We start from the raw sequence: 21,552 nt of genomic DNA on the forward strand, positions 1-21,552 counted from the left end.
CGAACGGTTCACCATGTTTCTTAACCGGCTTGATGGAGCCGCAACCAACGCCTATCAAGCAAAGGTAAAGCGGAGGAGATCGACCATGGCCGGGCTTTATCTTGAGGAGTTCGTCGTCGGCCATGTCTTCCGGCACACGCTGCGCAAGACCGTCACCGAAAGCGACAACATGCTGTTTTCGGTGATGACGCTGAACCCGCAACCCTTGCACATCGATTTCGACTTCGCCGCCAAGAGCGAATGGGGCAAGCCGCTGGTCAATTCGCTGTTCACGCTCGGCCTGATGATCGGCATTTCGGTGAACGACATCACCGTCGGCACCACGGTCGCCAATCTCGGCATGAAGGAAACCGTGTTTCCGCATCCCGTCTTCCATGGCGACACCATCCGGGTGGAAACCACGGTGATATCGGCGCGCGAATCCAAGTCGAAACCCGACCGCGGCATCGTCGAGTTCGAGCACCGCGCCTACAATCAGAACGACGTGCTTGTCGCCAAATGCACGAGGCAGGCGATGATGATGAAGAAGGCGGCCTGATGCGCTCGCTGCTTTTTGTTCCCGGCGACTCCGAGCGGAAGCTGGAAAAGGGCTTCGGCGCCGGCGCAGACGTGCTGATCGTCGATCTGGAGGATTCCGTGGCCGCCGCCAACAAGGCGGAGGCGCGGGCGATTGCGGCGAACTTCATCTCAAGCAAGAGGCATCAAATCAGTTCCGCCGTCTACGTGCGCGTCAATGACCTTTCGACCGGCCTGACCGATGACGACCTCGCGGCTCTCGTCCCGGTGAAGCCCGACGGCATCATGCTGCCGAAATCGAACAGCGGACAGGATATCCAGCAGCTCGCGGCCAAGCTTCGAGTGCATGAGGCAGAAAACGGCCTGCCGGATGGCGGCATAAGAATCCTGCCGATTATCACCGAAACCGCAGCCGGGGTGCTGGCAGCCGCGAGCTATGCCGGCGCAAGCGCACGGCTCGCCGGCCTGACCTGGGGTGCCGAGGACCTGTCCGCCGCGATCGGCGCGCGCTCGGCGCGTGACGAGAAAGGCCGTTATACCGATGTCTTCCGCCTGGCGCGTACGATGACCATCCTGGCTGCGGGCGCGGCCGAGGTCGCGGCGATCGATACCGTCTTTCCGGATTTCCGCAACATGGCGGCCTTCGAGGCCGAATGTCGCGAGGCCGAACGCGACGGCTTTACCGGCAAGATGGCGATCCATCCGGCGCAGGTGCCCATCATCAACGCCGCTTTCACGCCGTCGGCCGAGGCGATCGAGCGATCGCAGGCGATTGTCAACGCCTTCGCGGCGGCGGGGAATCCCGGCGTCGTCGGCATCGACGGCAAGATGTACGACCGGCCGCATCTACGGCTCGCCGAACGGCTGCTGGCCCGCGCCAAAGCCGCCGGGATTTCTGCCTGAAGGGCTACCAGACCATCGGGATCAGCCGGTAGCGGACATTCGCCGCATAGTCGTCATAGCCGCGCAACCCTGTCCGCAGGGTCTTCTCTTCGATGAAGGTGCGGATGGCGAGCAGCACGATGAAGACAGACACCAATACCAGCCCCAGCCAGGATCCGAGCAGGAGCGCCGTGCCGGCGAAATAGAGTATTGCGCCGGCATACATCGGGTGGCGGACATAGCTGTAGGGGCCCGTGGTGATGACCTTCTGGCCGCGCTCGTCCTGGATCTTCACGACCGGCGCCGCGAAGCTGTTTTCCAGCATCGTCAGATAGCAGATCCAGATGCCGACGAGCAGGATGAGCGCGCCGATCACTTGCACCCCGATGGAAACGGGCGACCAGCCGAAACGGACGTCGAGCCCCATCAGGGCCAGCCAGCCGAAGATGCCGAGCAGCAATATGCTGAGCAATATCTTGTCGGCCGCGGTCTGGGTCTTCTGGATCGGAGGGCGCAGGCGCTCATTCATCAGGCCCGGATCACGCCGGGCGAGCGCCACACCCATGGTAAGGCTGAGCCCGACCATCACGACCATGTACACCCAGGCTCCGGTCCAGTGCAGCGTGCCCGCCGACACAAACAGCAGCGCGCCCATGATGCCGAACCACACGAATGTCTGGAAAACCAATTTCGCAATCATCGCCAATCTTCCATGAGATGCCCTGCCGCTGCTGGTCGAAACAGACCACCGGTCTATTATACCGACCATCGGTCTATTCTCAAGCCTTATCGACACTCCAGCATCTGGACGGGAACGGTCGTGGTGTGCACAAGGTTTCACCATGCCACGTGTGATCAAGCACCCGGAACTCAGGCGCGAAGAACTGCTGGACCATGCCCAGGCCCTGTTCCTGACGCATGGCTACGACAAAGCGAGCCTCAATGACGTGATTGCCGCCGCCGGCGTCTCGAAGGGCGCTTTCTATCACTACTTCCCATCCAAGGAGGCTCTGCTGGAAGCGCTGGCCGAGCGTTTCGCCAAGCACGCGCTCGCCGGCGTCCAGGATATACTCGCCGATCCGGCGCTCGATCCTCTCGGGCGGCTCAATGCCTTGCTCGCGAAATCGCGGCAGGCCAAGATCGAGACCGCGGCCGAGGCCTGGGCGTTGTTCGAGACGTTGTTCCGGCCGGAAAACCTGGTGCTGTTCCACCGCATCAACCTGGCGGCCAGCGCTTCCATTTCCCCCCATCTTGTCGAGATCATACGGCAAGGCGTCGACGACGGCACATTCCGCACCTTCGACCCGGAAGGTGTAGCCGACATCGTCATGCAGTTCGGCTTGGCCACGCACGACGTCATCGCCAAGGCCTTCGCCAGCGGCACCGATGCCGACATGGACATCGCGATCGAGGCCCTGGAGAAGCGCGTCAGGCTCTACGAGATTGCCCTGGACAGGATTCTCGGTATCCCCGACGGCAGCATCCGCATTGGCGAGCCCGGCTATGTGCGCGCTGTGATGACGGCTCGCCGCGCTAATCCTTCGGCCAGCGGGGCCGCCGCATCGAAAAAATCTCGTTGACGCTGGCGTAATCCATATAGCCTAGGCGGGCGACATTGCCGGCCCTGACGATGTCGAATTGGCCGTCCTTGAGATAGGCATCGTCGATGTGGACGCCGATAACCTCGCCGGCGACCACGATGGCGCTGGTTTGGGTGCCGTCCAGCGCCCGGGGCCGGAATATCTCAGTCACCCGGCATTCGAGCGCCGCCGGCGCCTCGGCCACGCGCGGCGGCGCAACGAGGCGCGACGGCGCCATGGCAAGGTCGGCATAGCCAAACTCGCTGACGCCGCGCGGCGCGTCGACGGCAGTGCGGTTCATCTTCTCGGCCAGATCGCGGCTGACAAGATTGGCGACGAATTCGCCTGTCTCTTCGGCGAAGGTGGCGCTGTCCTTCGCGCCTTCGGATGAAAACCAGACGATGAAAGGGCGCGTCGAAAACGCGTTGAAGAAGGAATAGGGCGCAAGGTTGATCTCGCCGGCCCTGTTCAATGTCGAGATCCATCCGATGGGGCGCGGCGCGACGATCGCCTTCGACGGATCGTGCGGCAGGCCGTGCCCCTTCGAAGGCTCGTAGAACATGTCAGCCGGCCCAAGGTCCGGTGTAGTCGGCATAGAGCTTTGCCGGATCGGGCCGCGGCCGCTCCGGCGCCGGTCCCTGGTAGGAGCCGATGTGGACGAAGCCGATGACGCGCTCCTGCGGCGATAGGCCGAGGATCGCTCTACCCTCCGCGACGTCGGAATACCAGTTGCTGATCATATTGGTGCCATAGCCCAGCGCATTGGCCGCGATCATCAGATTCATAGCCGCCATTGCGCCCGACAGGAACATCTCCCATTGCGGGATCTTGGGGTTCTCCCTCGGCACCGACACGACACCGATCACCAGCGGCGCGCGCGAGAAGCGCGCCAGTTCCTGGTTGCGCCGCCCTTCCGGCAGCGGCCCTTCGCGCTGCTCGGCGAGGGTCGAGAGCTTCTTGCCGATCTCGACCCGCGCCTCGCCGCGGTAGAGGATGAACCGCCAGGGTTCGAGCCGCCCGTGATCGGGAACGCGCGAGGCGGCAGCGATCATCGTGGCGATCTCCGCGTCACTCGGCGCCGGTTCCTTGAGGTCAGGGATCGGTGCTGAATTGCGGGTCAGCAGGTACTCGATGATCGGCGACGCCATGGGCGCAAGTCTCCTAGAAACATTCAATTTTGAGCTGAAGCACGCCATCGGGAGGTCGGGCGGCTCGGGCAATGGCGCGTTATGCGCCGAATAAAGAGCCCTGGCGGAACGCGGCGGGCTCTTGAGCCTTGAAATTGCCACCGCCTTGGGCTTCAACGCAAGGCATGTTTGAGGGGACGCTGCGCCTTTTCGTGATCGGGCTCATCGCCGCGCTGTTCGCGGTGCCGGTTTCGTTCGCGCTGGCCCAGAACGCCAACGACATCGGCGACATCAAGCTGCCGGGCATTTCGAGCTATGCGACGCCGAAGGGCGAGAGGTCGCTGGCGCTCGGCAGCGGCGGTGCGATCACCCTTTCCGCGCAACTGACCGACAAGGGTGCCGACATCACCCGCGGCGTCGTCTGGCGCGTTTTCAAGCCGGAGCCTGCAAGCGACGGCAAGCTGCCGATGGTGGCATCCGCGCATGGCGGCACGGCGGTATTCCAGCTTGACCCCGGCAGCTACCTTGTCCATGCCTCCTACGGGCGGGCCGGTGCTACCAAGCGCATCACCGTCGGCAAGGATGCCAAGCGCGAGAGCCTTGTCCTCGACGCCGGCGGCTTGAAGCTCGACGCCGTGACGTCGGGCGGCGCGCATATCCCGCCGAAGAAACTCCGCTTCTCGATCTATGAGGGCCAGGCCGAGGCCAATGGCGATCGGGCGCTGATCGCCCCCGATGTCGAGCCGAACACGGTGGTGCGGTTGAATGCCGGCACCTATCACGTCGTCTCCACCTATGGTGCGGTCAACGCCGTGATCCGCTCCGACATCCGCGTCGAGGCCGGCAAGCTGACGGAGGCGACCGTCGAGCACCGCGCCGCCGAGATGACGATGAAGCTGGTGCGCGAGCCCGGCGGCGAAGCCATCGCCGACACCTCCTGGTCGCTGCTCAACGAATCCGGCGATCCGATCAAGGAAGCCGTCGGCGCCTTCGCCTCGATGGTGCTGGCCGAGGGTCAGTACACCATCATCGCCAAGAACCGCGACCGCATCTACCAGAAGGATTTTGCCGTCGTGGCCGGCCAGAACCAGGAGATCGAGGTCGTGGCCAACGAATCGTCCGCCATCGATCCGGAAGAAGGCGCGGACTGAAGCAATCCAGGAAAAGTGGCCGGCGGTTTTCTGTCCGGAATTGGCTAGAGACACGTTCAGGCGGCCTTGCGCATCCGCTTTGGCAGGAATGGCACGCGTCCGCGCGGCGCGGCCGGCGATGCCAGATCGAAAACGGCGCGATAGAGCCGGTCGAGCAGCGCCTTGCGGTCGCGCAGCGGCTCCAGCTCGTTCCATCTCAGCGCCTCGCCGATGCGCACCTCGATCGCCTTGCCGGACAGCCGCGCGAACTCGCGGATGAGCAGGGACGTGCGCAGCGTCAGCGACGCTTTGCCGACGAATTTGGCCACGCGGTTGTCGCGCTCGGCCATGTTCATCGGGCCGCTGACCAGATGGAACAGGCGGCCGTTCTGGCCGGAGAAATGCATCGGGATGACCGAGGCCTTGGCTTCCTGGATGAGCTTGGCCGGGAACATCTTCCACGGCAGGTCGATCGCCCTGCCAAATCCCTTCGGCGCCGTGGCGACGCCGCCGGCCGGGAAGACCACGATGGTGACGCCTTCCTTCAGCAGCCGCACCGCCTCGTGGCGCACCGCCATGTTGTTCTTCAGCGCTTCCTTGGTTTCGGAAAAGTCGATCGGCAGCGAATAGGGTTCCATCTCCCGGATCCTGAGCAGGTCCTTGTGGATCATGACCCGGAACGGCCGGCCGAGCTGCTCGGCGAGCGACAGCACCGCAATGCCGTCGCCGATGCCGAACGGATGGTTGGCGACGATCACCAGCGGCGTGTCCGGGAAATTCGCCGGCGGCCAGTGGCCGGCATTGCGCACCTTGACGTCGATCAGCTCCAGCATGCGGCTGAACACGCGCTCCCCGGTCGGCGCCACCTGGCGGCGCCAGAAATCATAGAGCACGGCGAAGCGGTCGCGGCCCGAAAGGCCCTCGACGGAATGGATGAACCACCGCGTCAGCGCCGGCTGATGCTGGTTGGCGTAGGAGAGTTCGGGAAACGGCCTTTCCCGCAGTTTCAGCTTGAGCATGGCGGCTCGGTTACAGGGCTGGCGTGACAGGCGTGTGAAGATGGCGGTGGACCGTGCCACTCCGCCATCCCAATGCATGTCGCCAAAAGTGTGCAGCGGTTTTGGGAAAACGACATGCATCAAAACGAAGACCTAAAGCGCGTCGCCTGAATCCGTTTCAGCACGACGCGCTTTGGGAGAGGTTCAGGAAAGTTCAGCCGCGCGGCGCTTGCGGTCCGGCGAGACTGCCTCGTCGGCGAGCGACTTCACCGCATCGGCGAGCTTCAGCGATTCCTGGTCGCGGGAGCCCAGCCGGCGGATGTTGACTGTCTCCTCTTCCGCCTCGCGCTTGCCGCAGACGAGAATGACCGGAACCTTGGCCAGACTGTGCTCACGCACCTTGTAGTTGATCTTCTCGTTGCGAAGGTCTGCCTCGGCCAGCAGGCCGGCCGCCTTCAGCCGCTCGACGACCTTCATCGCATAGGCGTCTGCGTCGGAGGTGATCGTCGCCACCACCACCTGCAAAGGCGCGAACCACAGCGGGAAATGGCCGGAGTAGTTTTCCATCAGGATGCCGAGGAAGCGCTCCATCGAGCCGCACACCGCGCGATGCACCATGACCGGCTGCTTCTTCTCCGAATCCGAGCCGATGTAGAAGGCCCCGAAACGCTCCGGCAGGTTGAAGTCGACCTGCGTGGTGCCGCACTGCCATTCACGGCCGATGGCGTCCTTCAGCACATATTCGAATTTCGGGCCGTAGAAGGCGCCCTCGCCGGGATTGATCGAGGTCTTGATGCGGTTGCCGGAGCGCGTGCGGATCGTCTCCAGCACATCGCTCATGATCGCCTCGGCATGATCCCAGGCCTCGTCGGTGCCGACGCGCTTGTCCGGCCGCGTCGACAGCTTCACCGCGACCTCGTCGAAGCCGAAATCGGCATAGGTCGATAGGATCAGGTCGTTGATGCGCAGGCATTCGGCCGCGAGCTGCTCTTCGGTGCAGAAGATATGCGCGTCGTCCTGCGTGAAGCCGCGCACGCGCATCAGGCCGTGCAGCGCGCCCGACGGTTCGTAGCGGTGCACATTGCCGAACTCCGCAAGCTTTACGGGCAGTTCCCGGTAAGACTTCAACCCATGCTTGAAGATCTGCACATGGCCGGGGCAGTTCATCGGCTTCAGCGCGAAGATGCGGTCGTCGTCGGTATCGTCGCCGGCGACAGTGACCTTGAACATCGCGTCGCGATACCAGCCCCAGTGGCCGGACGTCTCCCACAGGCTCTTGTCCAGCACCTGCGGCGCGTTGACCTCCTGGTAGCCGTGCTCGTCGAGACGGCGGCGCATGTAGCTGACCAGGTTCTGGAACATCTTCCAGCCCTTGGCGTGCCAGAAGACGACGCCCGGCCCCTCCTCCTGGAAATGGAACAGGTCCATCTCGCGGCCAAGCTTGCGATGGTCGCGCTTCTCGGCCTCTTCCAGCAGCATCTGGTAGGCTTCGAGCTGCGCCTGATCGGCAAAGGCGGTGCCGTAGATGCGCGTCAGCATCGGGTTGTTGCTGTCGCCGCGCCAGTAGGCGCCCGCCACCTTCATCAGCTTGAAGGCATTGCCGATCTGACCCGTCGCAGCCATGTGCGGACCGCGGCAGAGGTCGAACCAGTCGCCTTGCGCGTAGATCTTGATGTCCTGGTCCTCGGGAATGGCGTCGATCAGCTCGACCTTGTAGCGCTCGCCCTTGTCGGCAAAGACCTTCTTCGCCTTCTCGCGCGACCAGACCTCCTTGGTGAACGGCCTGTTGCGCGCGATGATCTCGCGCATCTTCTTTTCGATCGCCGGGAAATCGTCCGGCGTGAACGGCTCGTTGCGCGCGAAGTCGTAGTAGAACCCGTTCTCGATCACCGGCCCGATGGTCACCTGCGTTCCGGGCCAAAGCTCCTGCACCGCCTCGGCCAGCACGTGTGCGGCGTCGTGACGAATGAGCTCCAGGGCGCGCGAGTCATCGCGGGTGATGATCTCGACCTTGCCGGACTTGCCGAGCGGATCGGAAAGGTCGCGGATGGTGCCGTCGATCGCATAAGCCACGGCTTTCTTGGCCAGCGACTTGGAGATCGATTCGGCAAGACCGGCACCGGTCATCGCCGCGTCGTACTCCCGGACCGAACCATCGGGAAACGTCAGGGAGACGGAATTCAGCATCAGAGTTCTCCTATCCAGTCCCGCAAACGAGCGCGGGTGGTGAAAAAGCATGTCGCAGGAATGCGCTGGAGCATGCAGAGGGTCAGCCGGAGGCGCGCCAATCACATGGACGATGGCCGGCGGGCGCGGTTTTAGAGGCAGTGCCGCGTCAGGTAAAGAGCGGCCGTCAGGAAATGTCGCCAGCGATGTCGCAGGCCGGTCACGAAGGCTTGCGAAGAATCACGGGACAGACTTGGATGACGCGAATGGAAGATGCCACACCCAGCCGAACCGCCCTGCGCGTCGCGCGCTTGCGGGCGATGCATCAGTTTTCACCCCAGGCAGGGCTGTTTCGCGACCCCTATGCCATAACAATTCTGGGGGACGGCGCCCCGACGGCAGCAGATCTCGGGCAGGAAGACGAGCACAGTCGCCGCATGCGTCTGTTCGTGGCAGCGCGCGCCCGCCTCGCCGAGGATTGGCTGGCGGCAGCGGTGCGGCGCGGTGTCCGGCAGGTCGTGGTGCTGGGTGCCGGTCTCGATACTTTTTCGCTGCGCAACCCGCACGCGGACCTCGCGGTCTTCGAGGTCGACCACCCGGCGACGCAAGCCTGGAAACGCCGGCTCATCGCCGATGCCGGCCTCTCGGAACCGCGCGGCGCCAAATTCGTGCCCGTGAATTTCGAGCGCCAGCTTCTGTCGGAAGAACTATCGTCCGCCGGCTTCAAGCCGACCGAGCCAGGCTTTTTCATGTGGCTTGGAGTGCTGCCTTACCTGACGCGCGAAGCGATCTTCGGCACGCTCTCCTACATTGCCGGCATCCCCGGCTCCGAGGTCGTGTTCGACTACAGTGAGCCGGCCGAGAACCGCGATGCGGCGGGGCAGGCAACGCTTGCCTTCAACGCGGCGCGTGTCGCGGTTGTCGGCGAACCCTGGATCAGCTTCTTCGATCCGGTCGCGCTGAGAAAATCCCTCAACGACCTCGGCTTCGGCGACATCGAGGATCTCGAGAGCGGCGACATCGCCGCCCGTTTTGCAAGCGCTCCCAGTACCGGCCGAAGTTCCGGCGGGCACATTCTTCGCGCCCGCCGAAGCGTCTGAGACCCGGTCACTTCACCAGTTGCGGCAGGTCCTTGAGGAAAGCCACGCGCGTGGCGGGCCCTTCGGCATCTCGCCGCGCCTGGCGTCGACAACAAGGCGGGCGAACACGATGCGGCGGCCATCCTTCTCGGCCCAGCCCACGAACCAGCCGAGCGAGCGCTTGCTCTCGCCGAGCCCGGTGCTGCCGGTCTTGCCCTGGACGGTCCAGTCCCCCGCCTTGAAGCTCGGGATGATCGCTTTTGTCATCTCATGCGCCTTGGCCGAAACCGGCATTTTGCCGGCAAGCAGCTTGCGCAGGAACGCGGTCTGCTCGACGGGCGAGATTTCGAGCGAGGAATCCACCCAGGAATTGGTGAGGCCGTCATTCTTGCCGGTGCTGCCTGAGACATCGGCATTGCCGTAGCCGAATTTCGATACATAGCCGGCGAAACTTTTCGAGCCCAGCCGGCGCGTGATCTCGCGCGAATACCAGATGATGGAATCGCGTTCCCAGATCGTCGGGTCGACGGTCTTGCGGTCGCGCTTCACGGCATTGAACTCCGCCTTGTAGTCCCAGCTCGGCGTATGCTGATCGCTCAGGATTCCGGCATCGTAGCCGATCAGCGCCAGCGGCACCTTGAAGGTGGATGCCGGGCTGACGCGCCGGTCGCAGACGCCGTCCTGGTAAAGCATCGCGCCGCTTTCCGAATCCTGGATCAGCGTGCAGTGAATGTCCTCGAGCGGCGCCGATTGCGCTCGCATCGGCAGGCCGAGCATCCACGCCAGAATGAACAGAATAGCGGCAATGAAAAACGGATAGCGGTCCATCTGGCGCATCGAAGCTCACTCCTGAAAGGGATTACGCGGAGCGGCTTAGCGAGGCGTCTTGTCTCGATTTTGTCTCAAATTCGCAGTGTTTGTGCAGCCTGTCGTTAACCCTACCGGATCGTAAAGGCGGCCTGCGAAACGTCGGCACGATCAGCTGTCGGCCTCGCCGCGCTTCCTGCCGATCTGCCGATAGCGCCACGGCATAAACCAGACATAACGCGCCGCAAGCATCTCCGGCACGCGATCGATGCCGTGCGTTCCGAACGGCCCGCAGCGCGAGACCCGGAACAGCGCCAGCCAGCCGCCGGCCCACAACCCGTGGCGCGCGATCGCCTCATGCGCATATTCGGAACAGGTCGGCAGGTGCCGGCAGTTGTTGCCGACGAAGCCGGAGAGCGTCAGTTGGTAGAGGCGCACGAGCGACGTGCCGAGGACGCGGTCCGGCGTCTTGCGCCAGGGTCCCGGCCAGTTGCGCCCGCGCTGGCTAGGCCGGGCGCTGTGCATATGCCCATGGTGGTCAGCCAACCAATCAGCTCCGCAGCGCGTTTCGCTGCGCGATAGATGTGGGCTTCAGGCCCGGAACGCAATGCCCAATTGCCCTCATGGCCTGATTCGGCGGATGGGATGCCTGTCAGTCCATGGTGCGTGGTGCAAGGAAGCGTCCAGATGGTCATGGCAACAGCGGCCGCGCGCTTCTTCGCCATACCACTGAAAGGTGGCGATCCGTATGACGTCGTTCAAAATGGCCAGGAACTGGTTCATGGCAGCGCTCCTTCAAGCGCCGATTAGACTGCCGCTGGCCTTCATCTTCAAACGAGTATAATTTCCACCTCGGATAACTTGAGGTTATGCGAAATGAAGCGTGCCCGGCTGCCGTTGACGGCGCTCAGGAGCTTCGAAACCGCCGGTCGGCACTTGAGCTTCAGCCGCGCGGCGCAGGAGCTCTACGTGTCGCAGGCGGCGATCAGCCGGCAGATCCGCGAGCTCGAGACCTTCCTGCGCCAGCCGCTGTTTCTCCGTCTCTATCGGCGCGTCGAACTGACGGATGCCGGCCGCCGGCTGCTCGACCAACTGGTGAGAAGCTTCGACGATATCGACCGGGTGCTGTCGGAACTGGAGACCTCGCCGGCGCAGTCGGTGGTGCGCGTCAGCGTCGAACCTTCGCTTGCGGCGGTATGGCTGGTGCCACGGCTCAATCGCTTTCGCCAATTGCGACCCGATATCGATATCTCCCTGGATGTCGATCCGAGATTGATCGAGTTCCGCGGCGACCAGCCCGAGCTCGCCTTGCGTTTCAGCTCGCGCGCCACCGCGTGGCCGCGCAGCGATGCCGAGCGCCTGGCCTCGACCGTTGATTCACCGGTCCTGTCACCGGCGTTGCTGGCGGCCGGTCCTCCCCTGGAGAAGCCGATCGACCTTCGCCACTACACGCTGCTGCACGAGGAAAACCGCCAGGGCTGGGCGCGCTGGTTCGAAGCGGCCGGCGTGCCTGGCGACGCAGTTCCGGCGCGCGGCCCGATGCTCGCCGACGCTTCGCTTTCGAAGCAGGCAGCACTCCTCGGCCACGGCGTGGCGCTGGGTGATCTCCTGCAGATCGGTGACGAGCTCGCGTCGGGCGCGCTGGTGAAGCCTTTCGAGATCGACGTCGCGTCCGGCGCCTATTGGCTGGTGGCGAGAAACCTGACGGATCTTTCCGAGCCGGCCAAGGCTTTCGCCGACTGGATCAGAGGCGAATTCGCCATGACCAAGCGAACAGTTTAGGGGCTTGTGATCAAGCGGCCTCTCCCGCTCGCTTCTTCTCGATCTGGCCGATCGCGTCGACCACCGCATCGAAGGTCAGCATGGTCGAAGTGTGACGCGCCTTGTAGTCGCGCACCGGCTCCAGATATTTCAGATCGGCGAAGCGGCCTTCCGGCGGCGCGCCGTTTTCCTTCAGCATCTTCAGCATGGTCTCGCGCACCGCGCGCAATTCATCGGCCTTGGCGCCAATCACATGCTGGGCCATGATCGAGGACGAAGCCTGGCCGAGGGCACAGGCCTTCACGTCATGGGCGAAATCGGTCACTACATCGCCGTCCATTTTCAAGTCGACGGTGACGGTCGAGCCGCACAATTTGGAATGCGCCCGGGCGGTCGCATCGGGATGATCGAGGCGGCCGATCCGCGCGATATTTCCGGCGAAGCCGAGAATTTTCGCATTGTAGACATCGTCGATCATTTTTTTCCAATCCGTCGCCGCCAAGCGAACAGCGTTTGCCGCTGTTGCGTCTTCCTTTCGCTCTGCACGACCATATATAATGGCCGCAGCCGGGCATCGACAAGGCGACCTCAAGCTATTGTCATTGCTCATCTGTTCACGCCGCTTGCGGGCTGGAAACCGGGCGAGTTTCACCCGAAGGTCGTGGTCCGTTCAACTCGTCCCACCTTTGAGTGGGACTACGGGAGACGCCTTTATGGATGCCGTCATCAAGAAACTCATGCCCCCCTCCTCCTACATGGAAAAGCCGGTCACCGACCGGCCGAGCGAAGCCGAGGTCGAGGCCGCCGTGCGCACGCTCTTGCGCTGGACCGGCGACAATCCGGACCGCGAAGGCCTTGTCGACACGCCTAAGCGCGTCACCAAGGCCTTCCGCGAGATGTTCAACGGCTACGACATGTGTCCGGCCGAGGAGCTTGGCCGTACCTTCGAGGAAGTGGCCGGCTATGACGATCTCGTGATCGTCAGGGACATAAAGTTCCACTCCCATTGCGAGCACCACATGGTGCCGATCATCGGCAAGGCGCATGTCGGCTACCTGCCCGACGGCAAGGTCGTGGGTCTGTCCAAGATCGCGCGCGTCGTCGACATCTTCGCGCATCGCCTGCAGACGCAGGAAGCGATGACGGCGCAGATCGCCGGGGTCATCCAGGACGTGCTCAACCCTCGCGGCGTCGCCGTCATGATCGAGGCCGAGCATATGTGCATGGCCATGCGCGGCATCCGCAAGCAGGACTCGACCACCCTCACCTCGACCTTCACCGGCGTCTTCAAGGACACACCCGAGGAACAGGTGCGCTTCGTCACCATGGTGCGCGGCTGATCGCTGGCCGGCCATCACCTCCCAAAGGCGGGTTGAGGTTTAGATCAGACGACCGAACTGGGTGGTTTCCGAGAACCGGCGCGAGGCGTACTTAGAGTATGTGAGCACCGGTAGCCCCGGGGAGCCGCCATTTGCAGGCCGGCCTCACCTGAATATCAACGCGCCTTGCAATCGAACAGGGACCGGCCATGTCGGCACTCGAATTTCCCAAAGCTCCAGCGGACAAGAAGGCGCTGGAGGAAGGAGCCGTCCTTTCTCCGCGCTTCGATGCCGCCGGCCTCGTGACCGTCGTCGTCACCGACGCCGGCGACGGCATGCTCTTGATGGTCGCGCATATGAACGCGGAGGCGCTGGCGCTGACGCTCGAGACCGGCATTGCGCACTACTGGTCGCGCTCGCGCAACGCGCTCTGGAAGAAGGGCGAGACCTCGGGCAACGTCCAGCGTGTCGTCGAGATGCGCACGGATTGTGACCAGGACGCGATATGGTTGAGCGTCAAAGTATTGGGCCACGACGCAACTTGTCACACTGGCAGACGTTCCTGCTTTTATCGGACGGTGGGGTTCAACGACGGCAAGGCGGTGCTTGTCGACGATGGCAGCAAGCCGCTGTTCGATGCGCAACAGACGTATCGGAAGCCGGTGTGAACCATTCAATATTCACAAATCACTCATATTCACTATTCTCAAACAACCTTGGTGTAGAAGGGATACGGGACAAGGGAGATCATGATGCTCGAATGGGCGTCATTGCGCAGCAGACCTGACGTTCAGGAGGCCAACGGCCTCGCATCGTCCGGCGGCGTGCCCGAGCCGAAGTCGGCCAAGAAGGCGGGCATCTCGCTGGCGCTGGGCGGCGGCTGCGCACGTGGCTGGGCTCATATCGGTGTCTTGCGCGCCCTGGACGAAGCCGGCATCGAAGTATCGATGATCGCCGGCACCTCGATCGGCGCGCTGGTCGGCGGCTGCTATATCGCAGGCAAGCTGGACGAGCTGGAGGAGTTCGCCAGAAGCCTGACGAAGCGGCGCATCTTCGGGCTTCTCGATCTCAATCTGCGCGGCAGCGGCCTGTTCGGCGGCTTGAAGCTCGATGCGCGGTTGCGCGAGCACATGGCAGGCATCCGTTTCGAGGACCTGACAAAGCCATTCGTCGCCGTCGCTTCGGAAATCCGCACCGGCCACGAAATCTGGCTGTCGAACGGTTTGCTGATCACCGCCATGCGCGCGTCCTATGCGCTGCCCGGCGTGTTCGAGCCGGTGAACTGCAATGGCCGCGTGCTGGTCGATGGTGCGCTGGTCAATCCGGTGCCGGTCTCGGTCTGCCGCGCCTACGAGCAGCCGCTGGTCGTTGCCGTCAACCTGCATTACGACCTGTTCGGGCGCGCCGCGGTCATCAAGCACAGCGCTGGCGAGCTCGTCATCGAAACCGACGCTCCGCGTCCAGGCCAGGTCAATCCGCAGTACCAGCCGCACCAGACCCGTCTTGGCATCACCGGCGTCATGGTCGAGGCCTTCAACATCATCCAGGACCGGATTTCGCGCGCCAGGCTCGCCGGCGATCCACCGGATATGTCGCTGCAGCCGAAGCTCAGCCATATCGGCCTGACCGAGTTCCACCGCGCCGACGAGGCGATCCGCCTCGGCTATCAGGCGACGATGTCCCAGATCAGCGAATTGACGCGGCTGCAGACAGTCCTGGCCTGACCTGAAGCATCAGCGCAGCTTAGGCAATTGCGGCATCCGTGATGCGGAATTGCACGGTGCGGTTGCCGTTCCAGTAATTGCCCGACAGCGAACCGGCGACATGCACGGTCTTGCCCCTGTTCTTGAACAGGAATTCGCCGAGCGCGGTATCGACGGCCCGGAACGCGATCGCCTGGAGGCTGCCGCCGCTTTGCGACTGCAGATCGGCGCGGATGTGATTGGTGCCGATCGGCCGTGCATCTGTGAGCCTGTGGCGCGGCAGCACGAACACCGGCGCGATATGTCCAGCGCCGAACGGGCCGGCTTTCTCCAGCGCGTCGAGAAGCGAAAGCGTCGCGCCCTCGGCAGCCAGTGCGCCGTCGATCGCCAGGCTCTCCTCGCTCTGCAGCCGGAACACGTCCGCTGCCGCGCGCTCCTCGAAGAAGGCCCGAAGCGCGCCGAGCTTCGCGCGCTCGACGGTGATGCCGGCCGCCATGGCGTGGCCGCCGCCCTTGACGATCAGCCCGGCGTCGGCCGCCTCGCTCACCAGCCGGCCGAGATCGAAGCCGGGCACCGAACGTCCCGAACCGGTGCCGACGCCGGTCGAATTGAAGGCGATGGCGAAGGCCGGACGGCGCGCATGATCCTTGAGCCGGGAGGCGATCAGCCCGACGATGCCGGGGTGCCAATTGTTGCTGGCGGTGACGACGATGGCCGGGCCGCTGCCGCCGGCAAGCTCGGCATCGGCTTCGGCGCGCGCCTGCGCCAGCATCTCCATCTCCATCTGCTGCCGTTCCTGGTTCAGCCGGTCGAGCGTCTCGGCAATGCCTGCGGCCTCGACAGGATCGTCGGTGGCCAAAAGCCGGCTGCCGAGCGCGGCGTCGCCGATGCGTCCGCCCGCGTTGATGCGCGGTCCGATCAGATAGGCGAGATGAAAGGTGTTGATCGGCTCGCCGATGCGCGAGACCCGTGCAAGCGCCGCCAGCCCTTCATTCTTCTGCTGGCGCGCCACTTGCAGTCCCTTGACCACGAACGCGCGATTGACCCCGGTGAGCGGCACCACGTCGCAGACCGTCGCCAGCGCCACGAGGTCGAGCAGCGAAAGCAGATCGACGGGCGCGGCGTTTGGCAGCCTGTCGCGCAGCACCTTCGCCATCTGCACCAGGCACAGGAAGACCACGCCGGCAGCGCAAAGATGACCTTGCCCTGAAAGATCGTCCTCCCGGTTTGGGTTCACCACCGCATCCGCCGCTGGCAGCGCGCCGCCGACCTGGTGGTGGTCGAGCACCACCACATCTGCGCCAGCCTGCTTGGCGGCCTCGATCGACGCGGCGCTGTTGGTGCCGCAGTCGACGGTCACGATCAGCTTCGCGCCGCGCGAGATCAGCTCGCGCATGGCCTCCGGATTGGGGCCGTAACCTTCGAAGATGCGGTCGGGGATATAGATTTCGCAGGGTACCGAAAAATGCGCGAGAAACCGCTTCAGCAGCGCCGACGACGCCGCACCGTCGACATCGTAGTCGCCGAAGATCGCCACCTTCTCGCCGGCCACGATCGCGTCCGCCAGCCGCGCCGCCGCCTTCTCCATATCGGTCAGCGAGGCCGGATTCGGCAAAAGCTCGCGAATGGTCGGATCGAGGAAGCGCTCGGCCTGCTCCACCGTCACACCGCGCCCGGCAAGGACGCGCGCCACGATGTCGGGCACACCATGGCCCTGAGCGATGGCCAGAGCAGCCATGTCCTGCCGCTCGGTCAGCCGATGTTCCCAGGAAACACCGGTCGCCGACTGCCTGACATCGAGGAAGAAGCGCTTTTCGCCGCTCAACTACGCTTTCCGCTTATCAGCCTGGCGGCGGAGCCATTCGTCCGCCGCATCGCCCATGGTCTTTTCCGTACCATCCTTGAGCCAGGTCATGAAAGGGCGGTCGAACCTGAATGCACTGCCGCATTCGCGTGTCAGAAAGCGGCGCACATTCTGGGTGTTGCGATAGGATTTCGTAATCACCGTAGCACGCGAAATCGGATCCGCATGCCAGTCGAACGCTATCATCGTCAGATCCCTGCAGCCGGTATCGTAGTCGCCGAAATGGCTAACAACTGCGATCCGACCTCGCAAGTAAATCTAGAACTTTTCCAGGTCCTGGTGACGTGCCTTGATCTCGCGCACGGTGCGCGAGGACGAGCGCAGCACGATGGTATGAGTGGTGATGAAGGTGCGGCCGAACTTCACGCCGTCGAGCAGATTGCCGTCGGTGACGCCGGTTGCCGCGAACAGCACGTCGCCGCGCGCCATGTCCTGCGCCCGATAGATACGCTTCGGATCGGAAATGCCCATCTTTTCGGCCCGCGCCACCTTCTCCGGCGTGTCGAGGATCAGCCTGCCCTGCATCTGCCCGCCGGTGCAGCGCAGCGCCGCGGCGGCCAGCACCCCTTCCGGCGCGCCGCCGGTGCCGAGATAGATATCGATGCCGGTCTCTTCCGGGTCCGTGGTGTGGATGACGCCGGCGACGTCGCCGTCGCCGATCAGGCGGATCGCAGCACCCGTGGCGCGCACAGCGTCGATCAGCCTGGCGTGGCGCGGCCGGTCGAGGATGCAGGCGGTAATGTCGGACACCGCCACGCCCTTGGCCTTGGCGAGGTTGGCGATGTTTTCCGCCGGCGGCGCATCGATGTCGATGATGCCCTCGGCATAGCCCGGACCGATCGCGATCTTGTCCATATAGACGTCCGGCGCGAACAACAGGCTGCCCTTCTCGGCGATGGCGATGACGGCCAGCGCGTTGGGCAGGTTCTTGGCGCAGATCGTCGTGCCTTCGAGTGGGTCGAGCGCGATGTCGACCGCCGGGCCTTTGCCGGTGCCGACCTCTTCGCCGATATAGAGCATCGGCGCCTCGTCGCGCTCGCCCTCGCCGATCACCACGGTACCCTTGATGGCGAGCCGGTTGAGTTCCTGGCGCATGGCGTCGACCGCAACCTGGTCGGCGGCCTTCTCGTCACCGCGACCGCGCAGCCTGGCGGCGGCGACCGCTGCCCGCTCGGTGACGCGCACCACCTCCATGGTAAGGATCCGGTCGAGGCCGGCGGCGATGTTCTGGGCCATGTTCATCAGCAAGTATTCCTCGTTGGCACTGTTGTTTCCAGCAATCCCGGATGGAAAACCGCCAGGCACTTTCCTGGAATTGCTCCCGCCTCCCGCCAGAGGCGCGCTTGTTCTGGCAAAGCTCCATGACAACGGCAAGACTTGCCCCAGCAATTTTTGAAATTGCAGCAATATCAATCGATTGAAGGCGGAATGTTACAAAGCATGTCTCCCGAAACTGGAAGCCGGTTTCGGGCCGAAGACATGCATGAAATCAAATTCGAGCTATTCCGCCCGCTCGATGCGGATCACCTGCGGCTTGTCGGTCAGATGACCGTCCTTGGTGACGCCTTCGACCGCCTTGCGCACGGCCGCTTCCGTCGTCTCGTGAGTGACGAGGATCACCGTCTTTTGCGCCTCGGTCTCCGGCCCCGCCGCCTGCTGCACGATCGATTCCAGCGAAATGTCGTTGTCGGCCATGCGCTTGGCGATCGCGGCGAAGACGCCGATGCGGTCATGCACGGTGAGCCGGATGAAATAGCCGCCGGCATGGCTGCGCATCTGCGCTTTCTTATATGGCTTCAGCTCCTTTGCCGGCCAGCCGAAGACCGGCCCGTGCTGGAAGCCTGGCCGGCTCTTGGCGATGTCGGCGATGTCGCCGACCACCGCCGAAGCGGTGGCGTTGCCGCCAGCGCCGGGACCGGAGAGCAGAAGCTCGCCCAGGATGTCGGTCTCGATCGCCACCGCATTGGTGACGCCGTGCACCTGCGCGATGACCGATGCCGTCGGCACCATGGTCGGGTGCACACGCTGCTCGATGCCACTGTCGGTGCGCTGGGCGACGCCGAGCAGCTTGATGCGGTAGCCCAGATCGGCCGCCGCGCGGATGTCGGCCTGAGTGATGTTGGAAATGCCTTCCATATAGATGTCGTTGGCCGCGATCCTCGTGCCGAAGGCAAGGCTGGTCAGGATCGACAGCTTGTGCGCCGTGTCGTGGCCCTCGATGTCGAAGGTCGGGTCGGCTTCGGCATAGCCCAGCCGCTGCGCGTCCTTGAGGCAGGCGTCGAAGGTGATGCCTTCGGCTTCCATGCGGGTCAGGATGTAGTTGCAGGTGCCGTTGAGGATGCCGAAGACGCGGGTGACCTGGTTGCCGGCCATCGCCTCGCGCATCGTCTTGATGACCGGGATGCCGCCGGCAACCGCGGCCTCGTAGTTGAGCAGCACGCCCTTTTTCTCGGCGATCTCGGCGAGTTGCACGCCATGCTTGGCCAACAGCGCCTTGTTGGCGGTCACGACATGACGTCCGGCCTCGAGCGCCGCTTTCACCGACGCACGCGCCGGCCCTTCGTCGCCGCCGATCAGCTCGACGAACACATCGATGTCGGCCTTTTCGGCCAACTCGACGGCATCGTCGAACCACTTGGCGGTGCTGACATCGACGCCGCGGTCGCGCTTCGGGTCGCGCGCCGAGACGGCGGTGACGACGATGTCGCGGCCGCACTGGCGGGTGAGTTCGGCAGCCTTTTCCTGCAGCACGCGCGCCACCGAGGCGCCCACCGTGCCGAGGCCGGCAATTCCAACACGCAACGCTTCAGCCATGTCCGGCGACGCCCCTCAAAGATTGGTCGGTGTGATGTGCGGTGAACTCAGCGGCGCGCGGTGAGCGGCACAACATTGTTGGGCTGCTTGGCGGTCGAGGCCAAGAAGCGCTTGATGTTGCGTGCCGCCTGCCGGATCCGGTGCTCGTTCTCGACCAGCGCCAGACGCACGAAATCGTCGCCATGCTCGCCGAAGCCGATGCCCGGCGCCACCGCCACGTCCGCGTGCTCGATGAGCAGCTTGGAGAATTCGAGCGAGCCGAGCTGGCGGAACTGTTCCGGGATCGGCGCCCAGGCGAACATCGAGGCCGGGGGCGCGGGAATGGTCCAGCCGGCGCGGCCGAAGGAATCGACCATCACGTCGCGCCGCTTATGGTAGACCTCGCGCACTTCGGCGATGTCGGCGCCGTCGCCGTTCAGCGCATGCGCCGCCGCCACCTGGATCGGCGTGAAGGCGCCGTAGTCGAGATAGGACTTGACCCGGGTCAGCGCCGCGATCAGCCGTTCGTTGCCGACCGCGAAGCCCATGCGCCAGCCGGGCATGGAGAAGGTCTTCGACATCGAGGTGAATTCGACGCAGACGTCGATCGCGCCCGGCACCTGCAACACCGAGGGCGGGGGGTTACCGTCGAAATAGATCTCCGAGTAGGCGAGGTCGGACAGGATGATGATGTCGTTCTTCTTGGCGAAGGCGACCACGTCCTTGTAGAAATCGAGCGAAGCGACCAGCGCCGTCGGGTTCGACGGATAATTGAGGATCAGCGCCAGCGGCTTCGGGATCGAGTGGCGGATGCCGCGCTCGACGGCCGGGATAAAGCCGTCATCCGGCTCGACCTGCAGCGAGCGGATCACGCCGCCCGACATGATGAAGCCGAAGGCGTGGATCGGATAGGTCGGATTGGGGCACAGGATAACGTCGCCGGGCGCGGTGATCGCCTGCGCCATGTTGGCGAAACCTTCCTTCGAGCCAAGCGTCGCCACGACCTGGGTGTCGGGGTTGAGCTTCACGCCGAAGCGGCGCTGGTAATAGGCGGCCTGCGCGCGGCGCAGGCCCGGAATGCCGCGCGAGGAGGAATAGCGATGCGTGCGCGGATCGCGCACCACCTCGCACAATTTGTCGACGATGGCCTTTGGCGTCGGCAGGTCAGGATTACCCATGCCAAGGTCGATGATGTCGGCGCCGCGCGAGCGGGCGCTGGCCTTCAGCCGGTTGACCTGCTCGAACACGTAAGGCGGAAGCCGGCGGACCTTGTGAAATTCTTCCATTTCAGTTCCAGACGATCAAAGGGGGCGCTTTCGGCGCGCGATATAAACCTAATTGCAGTTAGGGTCGAGGGCGGGATCGCATTTGCCTTCGATCTGCTTCAGCGCGTCGTCGCCATGCGTCCTGGCGAGCGTGTTGAGCGCGGCCGTGTTGGGGGCCGGTTTCGCGCCGCCGCCCTTGGCAAGCTGCGCCTGCTGCTCGGCCTTGAGCTCGCCGAGCTTGGCGGCGGTCTCTTCCTTGGAGAGTTGCTTGGCGGCCACCTGCGGCGGAATGTTGAGGTTCGGATAGGAGCCGGTGTCCTTCGGGCCCTCGGTCAATGCCGTCGGCGCCGAACTGTTGGCGTTGCTGCTTGTCTCGCAGCCGCCGGCAAGCAGCGGCGCGCAGAGCACCGCGGCCGCTACGGCGATGCGGCAAATCGAACCGGCGCCGAGAAAATAAGTCCCGCCAACATTAATCGTCATATTGTTTTCCTGGCAGCCGGGGTAGAGCGTGTTGGACCCGGTCAGATGTCCCATGATAATATGTCAAGAAAACGCTCCGGGA

Annotated in this window: 23 protein-coding genes and 1 pseudogene; 10 read left to right on the forward strand and 14 right to left on the reverse strand. The window is 64.0% G+C overall.

Annotation, left to right across the window (positions count from 1 at the left end; translation table 11 throughout):
* Positions 1-85: 85 nt before the first annotated feature.
* Together EN853_RS11070 and EN853_RS11075 are read left to right on the forward strand one after the other, a co-directional pair.
* Positions 86-538 carry a MaoC family dehydratase gene (locus EN853_RS11070; RefSeq protein ID WP_127859970.1) on the forward strand — a complete coding sequence of 151 codons (453 nt, stop codon included), beginning with the start codon at positions 86-88 and terminating at the stop codon, positions 536-538.
* Positions 538-1,419: a CoA ester lyase gene (locus EN853_RS11075; RefSeq protein WP_127859969.1), complete on the forward strand. Its 882-nt coding sequence runs from the start codon at positions 538-540 to the stop codon at positions 1,417-1,419. Before EN853_RS11070 ends, EN853_RS11075 begins: the two co-directional genes overlap by 1 nt.
* Before the next feature lie 4 nt (positions 1,420-1,423).
* On the opposite strand, the gene EN853_RS11080 is transcribed toward EN853_RS11075, so the two are convergent.
* Positions 1,424-2,098, reverse strand: a complete 675-nt coding sequence (locus EN853_RS11080) for an isoprenylcysteine carboxylmethyltransferase family protein (protein WP_127859968.1) — start codon at positions 2,096-2,098, stop codon at positions 1,424-1,426.
* Between the two features lie 142 nt (positions 2,099-2,240).
* Between EN853_RS11080 and EN853_RS11085 the strand changes: the two genes are divergently transcribed.
* Entirely contained in the window at positions 2,241-2,978 is a 738-nt protein-coding gene (locus tag EN853_RS11085) for a TetR/AcrR family transcriptional regulator (protein WP_127859967.1), read from the forward strand.
* Here EN853_RS11085 and EN853_RS11090 read toward each other — a convergent pair.
* Positions 2,932-3,540, reverse strand: a complete 609-nt coding sequence (locus EN853_RS11090) for a flavin reductase family protein (protein ID WP_127860006.1) — start codon at positions 3,538-3,540, stop codon at positions 2,932-2,934. The two genes, EN853_RS11085 and EN853_RS11090, sit on opposite strands and share 47 nt — an antisense overlap.
* 1 nt (position 3,541) lies before the next feature.
* Positions 3,542-4,126, reverse strand: a complete 585-nt coding sequence (locus EN853_RS11095; RefSeq protein ID WP_127859966.1) for a nitroreductase — start codon at positions 4,124-4,126, stop codon at positions 3,542-3,544.
* Positions 4,127-4,290: 164 nt separating this feature from the next.
* Here EN853_RS11095 and EN853_RS11100 point away from each other — a divergent pair, with 164 nt between their 5' ends.
* On the forward strand, positions 4,291-5,256 hold the full coding sequence (locus EN853_RS11100; RefSeq protein WP_127859965.1) for a hypothetical protein: 966 nt from the start codon (positions 4,291-4,293) through the stop codon (positions 5,254-5,256).
* A gap of 56 nt (positions 5,257-5,312) precedes the next feature.
* Here EN853_RS11100 and EN853_RS11105 read toward each other — a convergent pair whose 3' ends face one another.
* A complete protein-coding gene (locus tag EN853_RS11105; RefSeq protein ID WP_127859964.1) occupies positions 5,313-6,254 on the reverse strand; it encodes a lysophospholipid acyltransferase family protein in 942 nt (313 codons plus the stop codon).
* A 183-nt stretch (positions 6,255-6,437) separates the two neighbouring features.
* Positions 6,438-8,420, reverse strand: a complete 1,983-nt coding sequence (gene thrS, locus EN853_RS11110) for a threonine--tRNA ligase (RefSeq protein WP_127859963.1) — start codon at positions 8,418-8,420, stop codon at positions 6,438-6,440.
* Between the two features lie 245 nt (positions 8,421-8,665).
* On the opposite strand from thrS, the gene EN853_RS11115 reads away from it, so the two are divergent.
* Positions 8,666-9,499 (forward strand): SAM-dependent methyltransferase, encoded by an 834-nt coding sequence (locus tag EN853_RS11115; protein ID WP_127859962.1) that lies wholly within the window; start codon positions 8,666-8,668, stop codon positions 9,497-9,499.
* Between the two features lie 7 nt (positions 9,500-9,506).
* Here the strand turns inward: EN853_RS11115 and blaOXA are convergent.
* Positions 9,507-10,315 (reverse strand): annotated as a pseudogene (blaOXA, locus tag EN853_RS11120) (class D beta-lactamase).
* A 141-nt stretch (positions 10,316-10,456) separates the two neighbouring features.
* On the reverse strand, positions 10,457-10,831 hold the full coding sequence (gene yidD / locus EN853_RS11125; protein WP_167524441.1) for a membrane protein insertion efficiency factor YidD: 375 nt from the start codon (positions 10,829-10,831) through the stop codon (positions 10,457-10,459).
* 141 nt (positions 10,832-10,972) lie between these two features.
* Between yidD and EN853_RS35105 the strand changes: the two genes are divergently transcribed.
* On the forward strand, positions 10,973-11,095 hold the full coding sequence (locus EN853_RS35105) for a hypothetical protein (protein ID WP_281061500.1): 123 nt from the start codon (positions 10,973-10,975) through the stop codon (positions 11,093-11,095).
* Positions 11,096-11,161: 66 nt separating this feature from the next.
* Positions 11,162-12,067 carry a LysR substrate-binding domain-containing protein gene (locus EN853_RS11130; protein ID WP_127859961.1) on the forward strand — a complete coding sequence of 302 codons (906 nt, stop codon included), beginning with the start codon at positions 11,162-11,164 and terminating at the stop codon, positions 12,065-12,067.
* A gap of 10 nt (positions 12,068-12,077) precedes the next feature.
* Here EN853_RS11130 and EN853_RS11135 read toward each other — a convergent pair whose 3' ends face one another.
* Positions 12,078-12,524: an iron-sulfur cluster assembly scaffold protein gene (locus EN853_RS11135; protein ID WP_127859960.1), complete on the reverse strand. Its 447-nt coding sequence runs from the start codon at positions 12,522-12,524 to the stop codon at positions 12,078-12,080.
* Positions 12,525-12,759: 235 nt separating this feature from the next.
* Here EN853_RS11135 and folE point away from each other — a divergent pair, with 235 nt between their 5' ends.
* The 3 genes from folE (at position 12,760) to EN853_RS11150 (ending at position 15,089) form a co-directional block, all read left to right on the forward strand.
* Positions 12,760-13,386 carry a GTP cyclohydrolase I FolE gene (gene folE / locus EN853_RS11140; RefSeq protein WP_126093445.1) on the forward strand — a complete coding sequence of 209 codons (627 nt, stop codon included), beginning with the start codon at positions 12,760-12,762 and terminating at the stop codon, positions 13,384-13,386.
* A gap of 188 nt (positions 13,387-13,574) precedes the next feature.
* Positions 13,575-14,033, forward strand: coding sequence for a phosphoribosyl-AMP cyclohydrolase (gene hisI, locus EN853_RS11145; RefSeq protein WP_127859959.1), 459 nt, complete (start codon positions 13,575-13,577; stop codon positions 14,031-14,033).
* A gap of 84 nt (positions 14,034-14,117) precedes the next feature.
* A complete protein-coding gene (locus EN853_RS11150) occupies positions 14,118-15,089 on the forward strand; it encodes a patatin family protein (protein ID WP_127859958.1) in 972 nt (323 codons plus the stop codon).
* 19 nt (positions 15,090-15,108) lie between these two features.
* Here EN853_RS11150 and recJ read toward each other — a convergent pair whose 3' ends face one another.
* From recJ to EN853_RS11180, 6 genes are all read right to left on the reverse strand, one after another.
* Positions 15,109-16,893, reverse strand: coding sequence for a single-stranded-DNA-specific exonuclease RecJ (recJ, locus tag EN853_RS11155; RefSeq protein WP_127859957.1), 1,785 nt, complete (start codon positions 16,891-16,893; stop codon positions 15,109-15,111).
* Positions 16,894-17,118: a DUF6434 domain-containing protein gene (locus tag EN853_RS11160; RefSeq protein ID WP_127859956.1), complete on the reverse strand. Its 225-nt coding sequence runs from the start codon at positions 17,116-17,118 to the stop codon at positions 16,894-16,896. It lies immediately after the preceding gene.
* A gap of 72 nt (positions 17,119-17,190) precedes the next feature.
* Positions 17,191-18,174, reverse strand: a complete 984-nt coding sequence (gene glpX / locus EN853_RS11165) for a class II fructose-bisphosphatase (protein WP_127859955.1) — start codon at positions 18,172-18,174, stop codon at positions 17,191-17,193.
* Positions 18,175-18,432: 258 nt separating this feature from the next.
* Positions 18,433-19,746 (reverse strand): homoserine dehydrogenase, encoded by a 1,314-nt coding sequence (locus EN853_RS11170; RefSeq protein ID WP_127859954.1) that lies wholly within the window; start codon positions 19,744-19,746, stop codon positions 18,433-18,435.
* A 47-nt stretch (positions 19,747-19,793) separates the two neighbouring features.
* Positions 19,794-21,011 (reverse strand): LL-diaminopimelate aminotransferase, encoded by a 1,218-nt coding sequence (locus EN853_RS11175; RefSeq protein ID WP_127859953.1) that lies wholly within the window; start codon positions 21,009-21,011, stop codon positions 19,794-19,796.
* 48 nt (positions 21,012-21,059) lie between these two features.
* Entirely contained in the window at positions 21,060-21,470 is a 411-nt protein-coding gene (locus EN853_RS11180) for a hypothetical protein (RefSeq protein ID WP_167524443.1), read from the reverse strand.
* Positions 21,471-21,552: the final 82 nt, after the last annotated feature.

It is taken from the genome of Mesorhizobium sp. M1C.F.Ca.ET.210.01.1.1, from assembly GCF_004791585.1.
Taxonomy (GTDB): domain Bacteria; phylum Pseudomonadota; class Alphaproteobacteria; order Rhizobiales; family Rhizobiaceae; genus Mesorhizobium.